The sequence below is a fragment of the Lysobacter firmicutimachus genome (assembly GCF_037027445.1).
Classification (GTDB): domain Bacteria; phylum Pseudomonadota; class Gammaproteobacteria; order Xanthomonadales; family Xanthomonadaceae; genus Lysobacter; species Lysobacter firmicutimachus.
The window spans coordinates 3,710,752-3,725,124 of the sequence record NZ_JBANDL010000002.1 but is presented as its reverse complement, the minus strand read 5'-3'; the positions used below and the strand labels follow the sequence as shown (position 1 = coordinate 3,725,124).

Genomic DNA, 14,373 nt, shown 5'->3' with positions numbered 1-14,373 from the left:
CATGCTTGCGTTCGGCGTGAACCGATCGGCGATCATAATCGGCCCTGCGCCCGGCCGTCGCGAGGCCGCGCGCGCGGACGCGCGCGAGCGGACTGCCGGCGCGGCGCGCGCCGGCAGTCGGGCCGGCCGTACGGCTCAGTCCTCTTCGTGGCGCGGCTTGTAGGCCTCGACCAGCTTCTGCTGCACGTTGCCGGGCACCGGCTCGTAGTGGCTGAAGTCCAGCGAATAACGCCCGCGGCCGGCGGTCACCGACTTGAGTTCGGCGGCGTAGCCTTCCAGCTCCGACAGCGGCACCTGGGCGCGGACCACGATCTCGCCGCCGCGCACGCTGTCGGTGCCGTTGATGCGCGCGCGCTTGCTGGCCAGGCCGCCGCTGATGTCGCCCATGTGCTGCTCGGGCGCGGCCACTTCCAGGTCGACGATCGGCTCCAGCACCTGCGGCCGGGCCTTGCCGATCGCGTCGAGGAAGGCCTTCTTGCCGGCGGCGACGAAGGCCACTTCCTTGCTGTCGACGCTGTGGTACTTGCCGTCGTAGACGATCACCCGCACGTCCTGGATCGGATAGCCGGCGACCGCACCGTCGTGCAGCACCTGGCGCACGCCTTTCTCCACCGCCGGTAGGAACTGGCCCGGAATGGTGCCGCCCTTGACCTCATCGACGAACTCGAAGCCGCCGCCGCGCGGCAGCGGTTCGATGCGCAGGAACACCTCGCCGAACTGGCCGGCGCCGCCGGTCTGCTTCTTGTGCCGGTGATGGCCCTCGGCCTTGGCCGCGACGGTCTCGCGGTAGGCGATGCGCGGCGGCCGCGAGACCACTTCGACGCCGTACTTGTCCTTGAGCCGGTCCAGGTTGATGCGCAAGTGCAGGTCGGACAGGCCGCGGATCACGGTCTCGTTGGTTTCGGTTTCGCGCTCGACCTGGAAGCAGGGGTCTTCCTCGGCCAGCTTGTGCAGGGCGGTGGAGAGCTTCTGCTCCTGGCCCTTGCTGGCGGCGTCGACCGCCAGGCCGAACATCGGCCGCGGGAAATTCAGCGGTGCCAGGTGGATCTGGTCCTCGTCGTGGCTGTCGTGCAGCACCGCGTCGAAATGCAGTTCGTCGACCTTGGCCACCGCGGCGATGTCGCCGGGCACCGCCTGGTCGATTTCGACATGGTCCTTGCCCTTGAGCTTGAACAGATGGCCGACCTTGAACGGCTTCTTGCCGTCGTCGACGAACAACTGGGTGTCCTTGCGCACCGTGCCCTGGTAGACCCGGAACACGCCGAGCTTGCCGACGAAGGGATCGTTGACGATCTTGAACACGTCGGCGATCACGTGCGCCTTGGGGTCGGGCTGAGCCTCGATGGTCTGCGCGTCCTCGCCCGTGCCTTTGACGAACGGCGGCGGGTTGGCTTCGCCCGGGTGCGGAAACAGGCGCTCGGCGACGTCGAGCAGTTCCTTGATCCCGGCGCCGCTGCGCGCCGAGCAGAACAGCACCGGCACCAGATGGCCCTCGCGCAGGCATTGCTCGAAGGCGTCGTGCAACTCGGCGCCGGACAGGCCGCCCTCGCCGAGATCGAGATAGTGCTCCATCACCGTTTCGTTGATCTCGACCACCTGGTCGATGATCTTCTGGTGCCAGTCGGCGACCGCGCCCAGGTCGCTGTTCCCTTCGGCGCTGCCGAAGCAGTCGACCACCCGAGCGCCGCCGTCGGCGGGCAGGTTCAGCGGCAGGCATTCGGGGCCGAAGCTGTCGCGGATATCGTCGAGCACGCGGGCGACGTCGGCGTTTTCGTGGTCGATCTTGTTGACCACGATCGCCCGGCACAATCGGCGCGTCTTGGCGTGTTCCATCATCCGCCGGGTGCCGTATTCGACGCCGCGGTCGGCGTCGACGATCACCGCGGCGGTCTCGACCGCGGCCAGCGCCGACAGGGTGGGGCCGCGGAAGTCGGGGTAACCGGGGGTGTCGATCAGGTTGACGTGGATGCCGGCGTGGTCGGTGCTGGCGATCGCGGCGTCGATGGAGTGGCCGCGTTGTTTTTCGATCGGGTCGAAATCGGAGACCGTGCTGCCGCGTTCGATGCTGCCTGCCGTCTGGACTGCGCCGCCGGCCTGCAGCAGGGCTTCGAACAGGGTGGTTTTGCCGGCGCCGGGGTGGCCTGCCAAGGCCACGTTGCGGATCGATTCTGTGCTGTAGGACATGAGCGGACTTCTCCCTGAGGCAAGGGTGGGAAGGCCGTCATGGCTGTCCGCGCTGCGCGCCCGAGCGTGGCGCTCGGCGGGCGGTCATGGCGGGTGCCGGCGCGCGCGCCGGGACCACAGCCTCCCGCAGCGAGGGGGGCGGGTCAAGCCCGGAACGGCGCCCGGAGGCGCGAATGCGCGTGCTGCATCGCGGCAAGGCGAGGAGCGAGTGGAGAGGAACGAGCCGCGAGCAGGGCGAGAGGGCGGCACTGCGGCGCTTCGGCTCGTTTCTCTTTTCTCTTCACTCTTTGCTCGCTTGTAACGTCCGACCCGCTACCCTGGCCGCCCCTCGACGAAGGAGCGGCACCATGGGTATTTCGCGTCACGCCACCGCGCACTGGGAAGGCGATCTCAAGAGCGGTCTGGGTCGGTTGAGCACGCCGCAGAGCGGGGTGTTGAGCGAGACCCGCTACGCTTTCAACAGCCGCTTCGGCGAGGAGAAGGGCACCAATCCCGAGGAGCTGATCGCCGCGGCCCATGCCGGCTGCTTCACCATGGCCCTGTCGGCCAAGCTGACCGAGGCCGGGCATCCGCCGGCGCGGCTCGACACCCGCGCCGAAGTCGACCTGTCGCTGGAAGGCGGGCCGAGCCTGTCGCAGATCCGGCTCAAGACCACCGCCGAAGTGCCGGGCATCGACGCGGCCAAGTTCCAGGCCATCGCCGAGGACGCCAAAGCCAATTGCCCGGTGTCCAAGGCCTTGAGCGCGGTGCCGATCAGCCTGGACGCCAAGCTGGTTTGAGCGCCGGCGCGCGCGGGCGGCGACAATGGCCGCATGTCGCCGTCCGCCTCGCTTCCCTCGTTACGCCATGTCCTGCTGATCCACGGCGCGGGCGGGGGCGGCTGGGAATGGAATCTATGGGCGCCGGTACTGGCCGCGCGCGGCCTCGTCGTCGCCGCGCCCGACCTGCAACCGGCGCCGGCGGGGCTGGAAGGTACCCACTGGCCCGACTACCTGGACCAAGTCCGCACCGCCCTGGAGGCCTTGCCGCGGCCGCGCGCGGTCGTCGGTGCCAGCCTGGGCGGCTTGCTGGCCTGGGTCGCGGCCGATCGCGCCGAGGCTTTGGTATTGGTGAACCCCTTGCTGCCAGCGCCCTGGGCGACGCGCCTGCCGACGCGCGACTGGCCGCCGCGGGTGGCTTGGCACAGTCAGGCGCGACTGGCCTCGACCCGGCGTGCCATAGCCGAGGCCGACGACGCGGCGGCGCTGTACGCGTTCCGTCGTTGGCGCGACGAGTCCGGTGCGGTGCTGCGCGCCGCGCACGCCGGCATCGCGGCGCCGGCGCCGGCCTGCCCGGTGCTGTGCCTGTCCTCGCGCACCGACCGGGACGTGCCGCCGGCGCTGGTCGCCGAGTTCGCCGCCGCGGTCGGCGCGCAGCACCGGACCCTCGCTACGGCCGGACACGTCGACCCCTTGCTCGGCCGCGGCGCCGCCGCGATCGCGACCGAAGTCGCAGACTGGCTAACGGGCGGGTGAATGCCGCCGTTACAAGAGGGGGACAGGCGGCGGCATTCAGCGCGTGTTGACCGCGCGGGCCCGACGATCCACCTCGCGCCCTGTCGGCGCATGGGAGTCCACATGAACCGCTCGCTCGTCACCGGCCTGGGCCTGGCCCTGGCCGTCGCTACCGGCGCTGCCTCGGCGCAGTCGTACGGCCATTCCGGCAGCAACGGCTACGATGCCGGCTACGGCGCCTCGCAGGTCGATTACGCGCGGGTGATCCGGGTCGATCCGGTGTTCGACAACTACCGCTCGCAGCCGGTCGGCGGCAGCCGCTGCTACGAGCGTCCGACCTATGTCGAAGGCGATTCCTACTACGGCGACGACTACACCCGCCGCGACGAGTACTACGACTCCTACGGCAACCAGCGCCGCAGCGCCGGCACCGAAGGCGGCCGCACCGCCGCGACCGTGGTCGGCGGCATCGTCGGCGCGGTGCTGGGCAGCAAGGTCGGCGGCGGCAGCGCGCGCTATGCGACCTCGGCGATCGGCTCGATGGTCGGCGGCATGGCCGGCCGCAGCATCTACGAGCAGAGCAAGCGCAACCAGGCCCCGCGCACCGGTACGGTGCGGGTCTGCGACCCGGAGCCGGCCGGCGGCAACAATTACTACTCCGGCGGCGAGCGCTCGGTCAGCGCCTACGACGTGACCTACGAATACGCCGGCAAGACGTACCACACCCGCACCAATCATCACCCCGGCGACCGTTTGCGGGTGCGCGTGGACGTGCGTCCGGACTGAACCGACGAACCGGGGCGGCGCAAGGAACGGGTGCGTCGCTTCAGCCGGCAGCGATGCCGGACCGGTGGAACGCCGGGGCCGCGAGGTCCCGGCGTTTCTGTTTGCGGTTCTTTGCGGGTTTCGCGGCCTGGGTTCGCGGGGCGGTTCGAGCGCGTTCGAACGGCTCCGACAAGGTCGCGGCCGGCGCGGGCCGAGGCTCAGCGCCAGTCGATGTGGCCGCGCACCACGTTGCTGACCCGGCCGCCGGACCAGACTTCGCCGTCGCCGTCCACGCGCAGTTGCAGGCGCGCGTCGAAGCCGACTTCGCGGCCCTGGCTGACCGTGTAGCGGCCGTCGTGGCCGGGCAGGGCGCCGTTGTGGTTGAGCCAGGCGGCGAGGGTGGCGTTGGCGGCGCCGGAGGCGGCGTCCTCGAATTGCGCCGGGGCGCCGACGAAGGCGCGCACCACCAGGTCGTAGTCGCAGCCGGCGTCGGCGCGGGCGAAGGCGCACAGCCCCATGCTCTCGGTGGCTTCAGCCAAGCGGCCGATCGCGGCCCAGTCCGGGGTCGCGGCGCGCAGCGCGGCTTCGTCGCGCAGTTCGGCCAGCCACCAACGGCGGCCGCCGTCCATCAGCGCCGGCGGCAGTGCGCCGAGCGGCAGATTGCGCAAGGTGTCGGTCAGGCGCGGATCGCGGGCGTCGGCGACCTCGACCACCCGCGCGCGCGGCGTGCGCACCGCGATCGTGCGCTGCTCGCCTTCGCCGTCGACCGCCAGCGGCAGCAGACCGGCCACGCCTTCCTGGACCAGGCGGCCGTCGACCGGCGCGGCCAGTCCGGCCTCCAACACCACGCAGGCGGTGCCGACGCTGGGGTGGCCGGCGAACGGCACTTCCCGGCGCGGGCTGAACATGCGGATGCGGTAGCTGGCGCCGGGCTGGGTCGGCGGGAACACGAAAGTCGTCTCGGGCAGGCGGGTCCAGCGGGCGATGGCCTGCATGTCGCGGTCGTCCAGGCCTTCGGCGTCGAGGACCACGGCCAGCGGATTGCCGGCGCCGGGGCGGTCGGCGAACACGTCCAGTTGCAGATAGCGGCGTTGCGTCATTTCGGGAGAGGTTCCGTAGGGCCCGTGCAGGTGGCGGTACACAGGGAGTGCGAAAGGCGGGGCCTGGGAAAGAACAGCGAAGGAAGGGGGCGGGGCGGCGCTCGGGAGCGGGCAGGTTGGACTAGAATCGTCGTTTCGTGCCCGGGTCCCCGGGCGAGCGCGTGATTCTAAGGGCGCCTGCCGACGGCTGCACGCCCCGGCGCGCACGAGCAGCAAGTGCGGAATCCCGGTGCGGCCGTGCGCGGCCCGTAGCGGGCGGATCGACCTGCCCCGGCGCATGCCGGGCCCAATCAAGCGGAACGACAATCGAGGAAACAGTGGTGGCGCAACAGACAGGCTGGGTGGTGCTCAAGTTCGGCGGTACTTCGGTATCTCGCCGCAACCGTTGGGACACGATCGGACGCCTGGCCTCGAAACGCCTGCACGAAGACGGCCGCCGGGTGCTGGTGGTGGTCTCGGCGCTGTCGGGCGTCACCAACGAACTGCAGGCGATCGCCTACGCCCCGGTCGGCAGCGACGAGGGGCTGGCGGCGCGTTTCGCCGGCCTGGTCGAGCGCCATCGCAGCTTCTGCGCGGAACTCGACCTGGATCCGGACGCAGTGCTCGGCGAGCGCCTGGCGAAACTGGTTGCGTTGGAAACCGATCCGCGCGCGGCCAGTCGCGCGCTGGACTGGCAGGCCGAAGTGCTGGGCCAGGGCGAGTTGCTGTCGTCGACCCTGGGCGCGGCCTACCTGCGCTCGCAGGGCCACGACTTCGGCTGGAGCGACGCGCGCGACTGGCTGGACGCTGTCTCGCTGCCCAACGCCAGCGAGTGGGCGCAGCGGCTGTCGGTGAACTGCCGGCATCAGGCCGAGCCCGGCTTCGTCGAGCGCTTCAGCGCGCAGCCGACCGCGATGCTGATCACCCAGGGCTTCATCGCCCGCCACGGCGACGGCGGCACCGCGATCCTGGGCCGCGGCGGTTCCGACACGTCGGCCGCGTATTTCGGCGCCCTGCTGAAAGCGCAGCGGGTCGAGATCTGGACCGACGTGCCGGGCATGTTCAGCGCCAACCCGCGCGAAGTGCCTGAGGCGCGCCTGCTGGCGCGGCTGGACTACGCCGAAGCGCAGGAAATCGCCACCACCGGCGCCAAGGTGCTGCACCCGCGCTCGATCGCGCCGTGCCGCGACGCCGGCGTGCCGATGGCGATCCTCGACACCGAGCGTTTCGATCTGCCCGGCACCCGCATCGACGCCAGCGCGGCGACGGTACCGGGAGTCAAGGCGATCAGCCGCCGCAACGGCATCGTCCTGGTGTCGATGGAAAGCATCGGCATGTGGCAGCAGGTCGGCTTCCTCGCCGACGTGTTCGAGCGCTTCAAGCGCCACGGCCTGTCAATCGACCTGATCGGTTCGTCGGAAACCAACGTCACCGTGTCGCTCGACCCCAGCGAGAACCTGGTCAACAGCAACGTGCTGGAAGCGCTGTCGACCGATCTGGCCGAGGTCTGCCGGGTCAAGGTGATCGCGCCGTGCGCGGCGATCACCCTGGTCGGCCGCGGCATGCGTTCGCTGCTGCACCGGCTGTCCGACATCTGGGCCGCGTTCGGGCGCGAGCGCGTGCACCTGATCTCGCAGTCCTCGAACGATCTCAACCTGACCTTCGTCATCGACGAGGCCGACGCCGACGGCCTGCTGCCGCACCTGCACCACGAACTGATCCGCGGCGGCGCCATGCCGGTGCGCGACGACAGCGTGTTCGGGCCGAGTTGGATCGAGATCGCGCACGGCAAGCCGCAGCGCGCGCCGGCCTGGTGGCAGGGCAAGCGCGAGAAGCTGTTGGCCCTGGCCGAGGCCGGCACCCCGCGTTATGTCTACGACCTGGCCACGGTGCGCGAACGCGCGCGTTCGCTGATCGGCATCGAATCGATCGACCGCTGCTTCTACGCGATGAAGGCCAATTCGCATCCGGCGGTGCTCAAGGCCATCGTCGGCGAAGGCTTCGGCCTGGAGTGCGTGTCGTTGGCCGAGATCGAGCGCGTGTTCGAGGCCGTGCCGCACATGGCGCCCGAGCGGGTGCTGTTCACTCCCAGCTTCGCGCCGCGGCGCGAATACGAAGAGGCCCTGCGGCGCGGAGTGATCGTCACCCTCGACAACATCGAAGCCCTGCAGCGCTGGCCGGAGACCTTCCGCGGCCGCACCCTGTGGCTGCGCCTGGACCTGGGCCACGGCGAGGGCCATCACGAGAAGGTCCGCACCGGCGGCGTCGCGGCCAAGTTCGGCCTGCCGCTGGCGCGCTTCGACGCCTTCGTCGAAGAAGCCCGCCAGCTCGGCGTGCGCATCAGCGGCCTGCACGCGCACCTGGGCAGCGGCATCGACGACCCGCAGCACTGGCGCGGCGTCTACGCCAGCCTGGCCGGGCTGGCCGACAGCGTCGGCACCATCGAAACCATCGACATCGGCGGCGGCCTGCCGGTCGCCTACACCCCGGAGGCGCCGCAGTTCGACCTCGGCCAGTGGCGCGCCGGCCTGGCCGAGATCAAGGCCGCGTATCCGCGCTACGGCCTGATCGTCGAACCGGGCCGCTACCTGGTCGCCGAAAGCGGCGTGCTGCTGCTGCACGCGACCCAGGTGGTGGAGAAGGACGGCGTGCGCCGGGTCGGCTGCGACGCCGGCATGAACGCGCTGATGCGGCCGGCGATGTACGAGGCCTACCACGGCATCCAAAACCTCAGCCGCTACGACGACGCCGACACCGCGATCTTCGACGTGGTCGGCCCGGTGTGCGAAAGCAGCGACGTGCTCGGTCGCGCCCGGCCGCTGCCGGCCGCGACCGCCGAGGGCGACACGATCCTGGTCGCCGACGCCGGCGCCTACGGCATGGCGATGGCCAACACCTACAACCTGCGCGCGCTGCCGGCCGAGGAGATCGTCGAATGATCTCCCGTTCGAAGAAAAAACCGCCGTGCGCGACCGTTACGATCCGAGAGTGAACCCGTGAGCGATCAATTCCAACGCGACGCCGTGCGCGCCTTCCGCTTCGTCCGCTGCGGCCTGGATACGGCCACCGGCGTGGCCGAACTGGTCTACGCTTTCGACGACGGCCCGGAGCTGGTCGAGACCGTCACCGTTCCCGGCGCGCCCTTCGTCCTCGACGACGCGCGCCGCACGGCGGTCGAACGCATGCTGCGCCTGCTGCACCTGATCGCCGGCGTGAGCTACTACAAGGCGGCGGTGCCGCCGGAGATCCGCATCGACGGCTACGCCATCGATTCGGACACCGCGCAGTTGCTGGAACTGATCTACGTCAACGGCCTGGGCGAGTTCGCCTACCGCAACGGCCTGGACCTGCACGGCAAGATCCGCTTCCCGGTCGGCGCCGACGCGCAGCCGCAGGCGCCGGCGCTGGGCCTGCGCGAGCACGCGCTGGTCGCGATCGGCGGCGGCAAGGACTCGCTGGTCAGCATCGAGGCCCTGCGCAGCCTCGGCGTCGAGCAGACCGTGACCTGGATCGGCGGCTCGCAGCTGATCGCCGCCTGCGCCCAGCGCACCGAACTGCCGACCCTCAACCTCGGCCGCGCGCTGGCGCCGCAGTTGTTCGAACTCAACCGCCAGGGCGCCTACAACGGCCACATCCCGGTCACCGTGGTGAACTCGGCGATCATGGCCTTGGCCGCTTTGCTGCGCGGCGCCGACCAGGTGGTGTTCTCCAACGAGCGCTCGGCCAGCTACGGCAGCCTGATCGAGGGCACCGGCGAGGTGAACCATCAGTGGTCCAAGGGCTGGGCCTGCGAACAGGCCTTCGGCGACTACCTGCAGCGGCACGTCGCCGCGGATCTGCGCTACTACTCGCTGCTGCGTCCGCTCAGCGAGCTGGCGGTGGCGCGCCAGTTCGCCCGCAGCGACCGCTACGACGCCCATTTCAGCAGCTGCAACCGCAATTTCCACATCCTCGGCGAGCGTCCGGCCAGCCGCTGGTGCGGCGTATGCCCGAAGTGCCACTTCGTATTCCTGGCGCTGGCGCCGTTCATGACCAAGCCGCGCCTGGTCGGCATCTTCGGCCGCAATCTGCTCGACGATCCGGGCCAGACCGGCGGTTACGACGCGCTGCTCGAGTATCGCGACCACAAGCCCTTCGAGTGCGTCGGCGAAGGCCGCGAATCGCGCGCGGCGATGGCGGCGCTGAGCGAGCAGGCGCAGTGGCGCGAGGATGCGCTGGTCGAGCGCTTCGCGCGCGAGATCCGGCCGCAGCTGCAGGACGAGGACCTGAGCGTCGAGTCGGTGCTGGCGCTGGACGTCCAGCACCGCATTCCGGCCGCGCTGTGGGAACGCCTGCGTGCGCATTTCGCAGCTTGACGGCCGCCGGGTCGCGTTGTGGGGCTGGGGCCGCGAGGGCCGCGCCGCCTACCACGCGCTGCGTTCGCGCCTGCCGCGGTCGGCACTGACCCTGTTCTGCAGCGTCGAGGAAGCCGCCGACGCGCGCGGCCTCGGCGATCCGCTGCTGGCGATCGAAACCATGGCCAGCGCCGAGCGCCTGGCCGCGTTCGAATTCGTGATCAAGTCGCCGGGGATCAGCCCGTACCGCGCCGAGGCCCAGGCCGCCGCCGGGCAGGGCACGCGTTTTCTCGGCGGCACTGCGCTGTGGTTCGGCGAGCATCCGGACGCACGCACGGTGTGCGTGACCGGCACCAAGGGCAAGAGCACGACCACCTCGCTGCTGGCGCACTTGCTGCGCGCCGGCGGCCACCGCACCGCGCTGGCCGGCAATATCGGCCTGCCGCTGCTGGAGGCGTTGGACCCGCAGCCTATGCCCGAGTTCTGGGCGATCGAGCTGTCCAGCTACCAGACCGGCGACGTCGGCGCGAGCGGCGCGCGGCCCGAGGTCGCGGTGGCCTTGAACCTGTATCCCGAACACCTGGACTGGCACGGCTCGCAGGCGCGCTATGTCGAAGACAAGCTGCGCTTGCTGACCGAGGCCAAGCCGCGCATCGCCGTGCTCAACGCCAATGACGCGGTGCTGGCCGGCCTGCGCCTGCCCGACAGCGAGATCCGCTGGTTCGGCGACGGACGCGGCTGGCACTTGCGCGGCGACGCGCTGTGGCGCGGCGAGCGCGAGATCATGGACACGGCCGGCCTGCCGCTGCCGGGCCGGCACAACCGCGGCAACCTGTGCGCGGTGCTGACCGCGATCGAGGCCTTGGGCCTGGACGCCGCGCCGCTGGCGCCGGCGGCGGCGAGTTTCCGGCCGCTGCCGAACCGATTGCAGCCGATCGGGCGCAGGGACGGCATCGACTACGTCAACGACTCGATCAGCACCACCCCGCACGCGACTCTGGCCGCGCTCGAGGTCTACGCCGGCCGCCGCATCGCGGTGTTGGTCGGCGGCCACGACCGCGGCCTGGACTGGCAGGCCTTCGCCGACGCCATGCGCCGGCAGGCGCCGGTGGCGATCGTGACCATGGGCCAGAACGGCCCGCGCATCCACGAACTGTTGGCGCCGATCGCGGCGCAGTCCGACGTCCGCCTGTCGGCGGCGCGCGATCTGGGCGAGGCCATGCAGCAGGCTCGCGCTGCGCTCGGCGCCGAGGGCGGGGTGATCCTGCTGTCGCCGGGGGCGCCGAGCTATGGCCCGTACAAGGACTATGTCGCCCGCGGCCGGCACTTCGCCGAACTGGCCGGGTTCGACCCGGAGGCGATCAGTGCGATCGCCGGACTGGGCATAGCCTGAGGCAAGGAACGGACAGCGAGCGGCCTGGCGTCGATCATCGTCCCGGCTCGCGTGCCCGATCCGCGACGCCGGCCGCGAGTCGCGCATCGACCCGAGAGCGAAGACGGCGACGGACGCCCGCATGAGTCCGCCGCGCGGCGGTCGCTCGTGCTGGCGGGCCTGCCTCGCTCCAAGACCGTCACAGCGTCGGTCCTGTAAACGCGCTAGTCTCGCGATCCCAACCGCCGGAGTCCTGCCATGCGCCGTCTCGTCGCCGCCGTGTCGCTCTTGCTGTGCGCCTCGCCCGCGTTCGCGGCGATCAAGACCCAGCCGGTGGAATGGACCTTGGGCGAGGACCGGTTCCGCGGCGTGCTGGTCTACGACGACGTCAATGCGATCAAGCGGCCCGGGCTGGTGATGGTGCCGAACTGGATGGGCGTCACCGACCACGCGATCCGCCTGGCCGGCGAGATCGCCGGCGACGATTACGTGGTATTGGTCGCCGACGTGTACGGCCGGGACGTGCGGCCCAAGGACAAGACCGAGGCCAAGGCGGCGGTGGGCAAGGTCTACGGCGACGGCGGCGTCACTTTGCGCAAACGCGTCGCCGAGGCCGTCGCCAACCTCAAGGCGCAGGCCAAGAGCGCGCCGCTGGACCCGCAGCGGATCGGCGCGCTGGGCTTCTGCTTCGGCGGTTCGGCGGTGCTGGAACTGGCCCGTACCGGCGCCGACCTGGCCGGCGCGGTCAGCTTCCATGGCGGACTCAAGGCGTACTTGCCGGGCAACGGGGTCAAGATCGACACGCCGGTGCTGGTGCTCAACGGCGCTGCCGACAAATCGGTGCCGCAGGCCGACATCGTCGCGTTCGAGCAGGAAATGAACGAGGCCGGCGCGGACTGGCAATTCGTCAACTACAGCGGCGCAGTGCACTGCTTCTCGCAGATCGAGGACGCGGCCAATCCGCCCGGCGACAACTGCCGCTACGACGAGCGCACGGCCAAACGTTCCTTCGCCGCCATGCGCGCATTCTTCGGCGAGCGCTTCGGCCAGCGCTGAACCGCTCGGCGTTGCCCCGCCCTACGGGTAGGAGCGGCGCGAGCCGCGACCGCGAAGCCTCCTCGCGGCGCCGCCGCGTACAAGGCCCTGTAGGAGCGGCGTAAGCCACGACCACCGAAGCGATGCACGCAAGCGGACTCGCAAAAAATCCGGATACCCGACCTGCGCGCAGATCGCCGAATGCGAATCGGCTTCGGAGACCGGCGTGGTATCGCACCGCTGCGGCTGTCGCGGCTCACGCCGCTCCTACAGGAAACGATGCGCCGCCCTTGTAGGAGCGGCGTAAGCCGCGACCACCGAAGCGATGCACGCAAGCGGACTCGCAAAAAGTCCGGATACCCGACCTGCGCGCAGATCGCCGAATGCGAATCGGCTTCGGAGACCGGCGTGGTATCGCACCGCTGCGGCTGTCGCGGCTCACGCCGCTCCTACAGGAAGCGATGCGCCGCCCTTGTAGGAGCGGCGTGAGCCGCGACCACCGAAGCGGTGCACGCAAGCGGACTCGCAAAAAGTCCGGATACCCGACCTGCGCGCAGATCGCCGAATGCGAATCGGCTTCGGAGACCGGCGTGGTATCGCACCGCTGCGGCTGTCGCGGCTCACGCCGCTCCTACAGGAAGCGATGCGCCGCCCTTGTAGGAGCGGCGTGAGCCGCGACCATCGAAGCGGCGCATGCAAGCGGACTCGCAAAGAGTCCGGATACCCGACCTGCGCGCAGATCGCCGAATGCGAAATCGGCTTCGGAGACCGGCGTGGTATCGCACCGCTGCGGCTGTCGCGGCTCACGCCGCTCCTACAGGAAGCGATGCGCCGCCCTTGTAGGAGCGGCGTGAGCCGCGACCACCGAAGCGGTGCGCGCAAGCGGATTCGCGGATCAGTGATCCCGGCTCACCGCGTACCGCGCCAGCCCGCGCAGCGCCGCGGTGTAGTCGTTGTCCTCGATCGCGTCCAGCGCCGCTTCGGCGGCGTCGGCGTAATCGCAGGCGCGCCGGCGGCTGTAGTCCAGGCCGCCGGTGGCGTGGATCGCGGCCAGCACGTCGGGCATGGCGTCGGTATCGCCGTGTTCGACCGCAGCGCGCAGACGGGCGCGGGTGGCGTCGTCGCTGTGGGCGATGGCGTGGATCAGCGGCAGGGTGGCCTTGCCCTCGGCGAGATCGTCGCCGAGGTTCTTGCCCAGGGTCTGCGCGTCGGAGGCGTAGTCGAGCACGTCGTCGGCGATCTGGAAGGCATAGCCCAGGGCCAGGCCGTAATCGTGCATGCGCTGCTGGATTTGCGGCGGCGCGCCGGCCAGGACCGCGCCCAGGCGGGTCGCGGCGGCGAACAGCACCGCAGTCTTGCGTTCGATCACCCGCAGGTAGGCGGCCTCGTCGGTGTCCGGGTTGCGCACGTGCAGCAACTGCAGCACCTCGCCCTCGGCGATCTGGTTGGTGGTGTCGGCGAGGATCTTCATGACTTCCAGCCGGTCCAGCTCGACCATCAGCTGGAAGCTGCGCGAGTACAGGAAGTCGCCGACCAGGACGCTGGCGGCGTTGCCCCACACGGCATTGGCGGTCTTGCGGCCGCGGCGCAGGTCGGACTCGTCGACCACATCGTCGTGGAGCAGGGTCGCGGTATGGATGAATTCGACCACCGCCGCCAGCTGGTGGGCGTCGGGGCCGCGGTGGTTGAGGGCGCCAGCCGCTAGCAACAGCAGCATCGGCCGCAGGCGCTTGCCGCCGGCGCCGACGATGTACTCCGCGACCTGGTTGATCAGCACCACATCGGAGGCCAGGCGCCGCCGGATCAGCGCATCGACCGCTCCCATGTCGTCGCGGGCCAGGGATTGGATGCTCGCCAGGTCGGCGGCGGACAAGGTCGTGGCGCTGGAAGGCATGGGCAGGTCGGCTCGTAGGAAACGAAATTATAAGGGTTGCGTCACGTTTGGCAGGCCGGTTGCGGCAAAGTGCGGCGGCGGTCCGTTCGCGGGGCCGGGGCGGTCTCGTACCGCCGTGCCCGGCCGGCTCGGGGCGCCCCGAGGACGGGCCCGGGCGGCCTCGGACGGCCCCGGCTGCGCCCGGGGCAAGCCCCGACGGCGGTTTCGGAGCTGTCCT

General features: G+C 70.5%; 10 protein-coding genes. 7 read left to right on the top strand and 3 right to left on the bottom strand.

Annotated features, from left to right (window positions below; all coding sequences use genetic code 11):
• Positions 1 to 135: 135 nt before the first annotated feature.
• Complete coding sequence (gene fusA / locus V2J18_RS16110; RefSeq protein ID WP_064747800.1) at positions 136 to 2,184, bottom strand: elongation factor G; 2,049 nt, start codon at positions 2,182 to 2,184, stop codon at positions 136 to 138.
• Positions 2,185 to 2,531: 347 nt separating this feature from the next.
• On the opposite strand from fusA, the gene V2J18_RS16105 reads away from it, so the two are divergent.
• The 3 genes from V2J18_RS16105 (at position 2,532) to V2J18_RS16095 (ending at position 4,463) form a co-directional block, all read left to right on the top strand.
• Entirely contained in the window at positions 2,532 to 2,963 is a 432-nt protein-coding gene (locus V2J18_RS16105) for an OsmC family protein (protein ID WP_064747801.1), read from the top strand.
• Between the two features lie 33 nt (positions 2,964 to 2,996).
• Entirely contained in the window at positions 2,997 to 3,698 is a 702-nt protein-coding gene (locus V2J18_RS16100; protein ID WP_336132327.1) for an alpha/beta hydrolase, read from the top strand.
• 102 nt (positions 3,699 to 3,800) lie between these two features.
• A complete protein-coding gene (locus tag V2J18_RS16095) occupies positions 3,801 to 4,463 on the top strand; it encodes a glycine zipper 2TM domain-containing protein (RefSeq protein WP_064747803.1) in 663 nt (220 codons plus the stop codon).
• Between the two features lie 197 nt (positions 4,464 to 4,660).
• On the opposite strand, the gene V2J18_RS16090 is transcribed toward V2J18_RS16095, so the two are convergent.
• Positions 4,661 to 5,542, bottom strand: coding sequence for a PhzF family phenazine biosynthesis protein (locus tag V2J18_RS16090; protein ID WP_064747804.1), 882 nt, complete (start codon positions 5,540 to 5,542; stop codon positions 4,661 to 4,663).
• Positions 5,543 to 5,862: 320 nt separating this feature from the next.
• Here V2J18_RS16090 and V2J18_RS16085 point away from each other — a divergent pair, with 320 nt between their 5' ends.
• From V2J18_RS16085 to V2J18_RS16070, 4 genes are all read left to right on the top strand, one after another.
• Positions 5,863 to 8,460 (top strand): bifunctional aspartate kinase/diaminopimelate decarboxylase, encoded by a 2,598-nt coding sequence (locus V2J18_RS16085; RefSeq protein ID WP_336132326.1) that lies wholly within the window; start codon positions 5,863 to 5,865, stop codon positions 8,458 to 8,460.
• A gap of 57 nt (positions 8,461 to 8,517) precedes the next feature.
• A complete protein-coding gene (murL, locus tag V2J18_RS16080; RefSeq protein ID WP_336132325.1) occupies positions 8,518 to 9,876 on the top strand; it encodes a UDP-N-acetyl-alpha-D-muramoyl-L-alanyl-L-glutamate epimerase in 1,359 nt (452 codons plus the stop codon).
• The gene (gene murD / locus V2J18_RS16075; protein WP_336132324.1) at positions 9,857 to 11,248 is read left to right on the top strand and encodes a UDP-N-acetylmuramoyl-L-alanine--D-glutamate ligase; all 1,392 of its coding nucleotides are present in this window, start codon (positions 9,857 to 9,859) and stop codon (positions 11,246 to 11,248) included. The genes murL and murD overlap by 20 nt, the downstream gene beginning before the upstream one ends.
• A gap of 237 nt (positions 11,249 to 11,485) precedes the next feature.
• The gene (locus V2J18_RS16070; RefSeq protein WP_064747808.1) at positions 11,486 to 12,283 is read left to right on the top strand and encodes a dienelactone hydrolase family protein; all 798 of its coding nucleotides are present in this window, start codon (positions 11,486 to 11,488) and stop codon (positions 12,281 to 12,283) included.
• Positions 12,284 to 13,157: 874 nt separating this feature from the next.
• Here the strand turns inward: V2J18_RS16070 and V2J18_RS16065 are convergent.
• Complete coding sequence (locus tag V2J18_RS16065) at positions 13,158 to 14,156, bottom strand: polyprenyl synthetase family protein (protein WP_064747914.1); 999 nt, start codon at positions 14,154 to 14,156, stop codon at positions 13,158 to 13,160.
• Positions 14,157 to 14,373: the final 217 nt, after the last annotated feature.

Excerpts from the sequence above, each read along its gene's own strand:
- fusA (WP_064747800.1), bottom strand. The coding sequence starts at position 2,184 with ATGTCCTACAGCACAGAATCGATCCGCAACGTGGCCTTGGCAGGCCAC.
- V2J18_RS16105 (WP_064747801.1), top strand. The coding sequence starts at position 2,532 with ATGGGTATTTCGCGTCACGCCACCGCGCACTGGGAAGGCGATCTCAAG.
- V2J18_RS16100 (WP_336132327.1), top strand. The coding sequence starts at position 2,997 with ATGTCGCCGTCCGCCTCGCTTCCCTCGTTACGCCATGTCCTGCTGATC.
- V2J18_RS16095 (WP_064747803.1), top strand. The coding sequence starts at position 3,801 with ATGAACCGCTCGCTCGTCACCGGCCTGGGCCTGGCCCTGGCCGTCGCT.
- V2J18_RS16090 (WP_064747804.1), bottom strand. The coding sequence starts at position 5,542 with ATGACGCAACGCCGCTATCTGCAACTGGACGTGTTCGCCGACCGCCCC.
- V2J18_RS16070 (WP_064747808.1), top strand. The coding sequence starts at position 11,486 with ATGCGCCGTCTCGTCGCCGCCGTGTCGCTCTTGCTGTGCGCCTCGCCC.
- V2J18_RS16065 (WP_064747914.1), bottom strand. The coding sequence starts at position 14,156 with ATGCCTTCCAGCGCCACGACCTTGTCCGCCGCCGACCTGGCGAGCATC.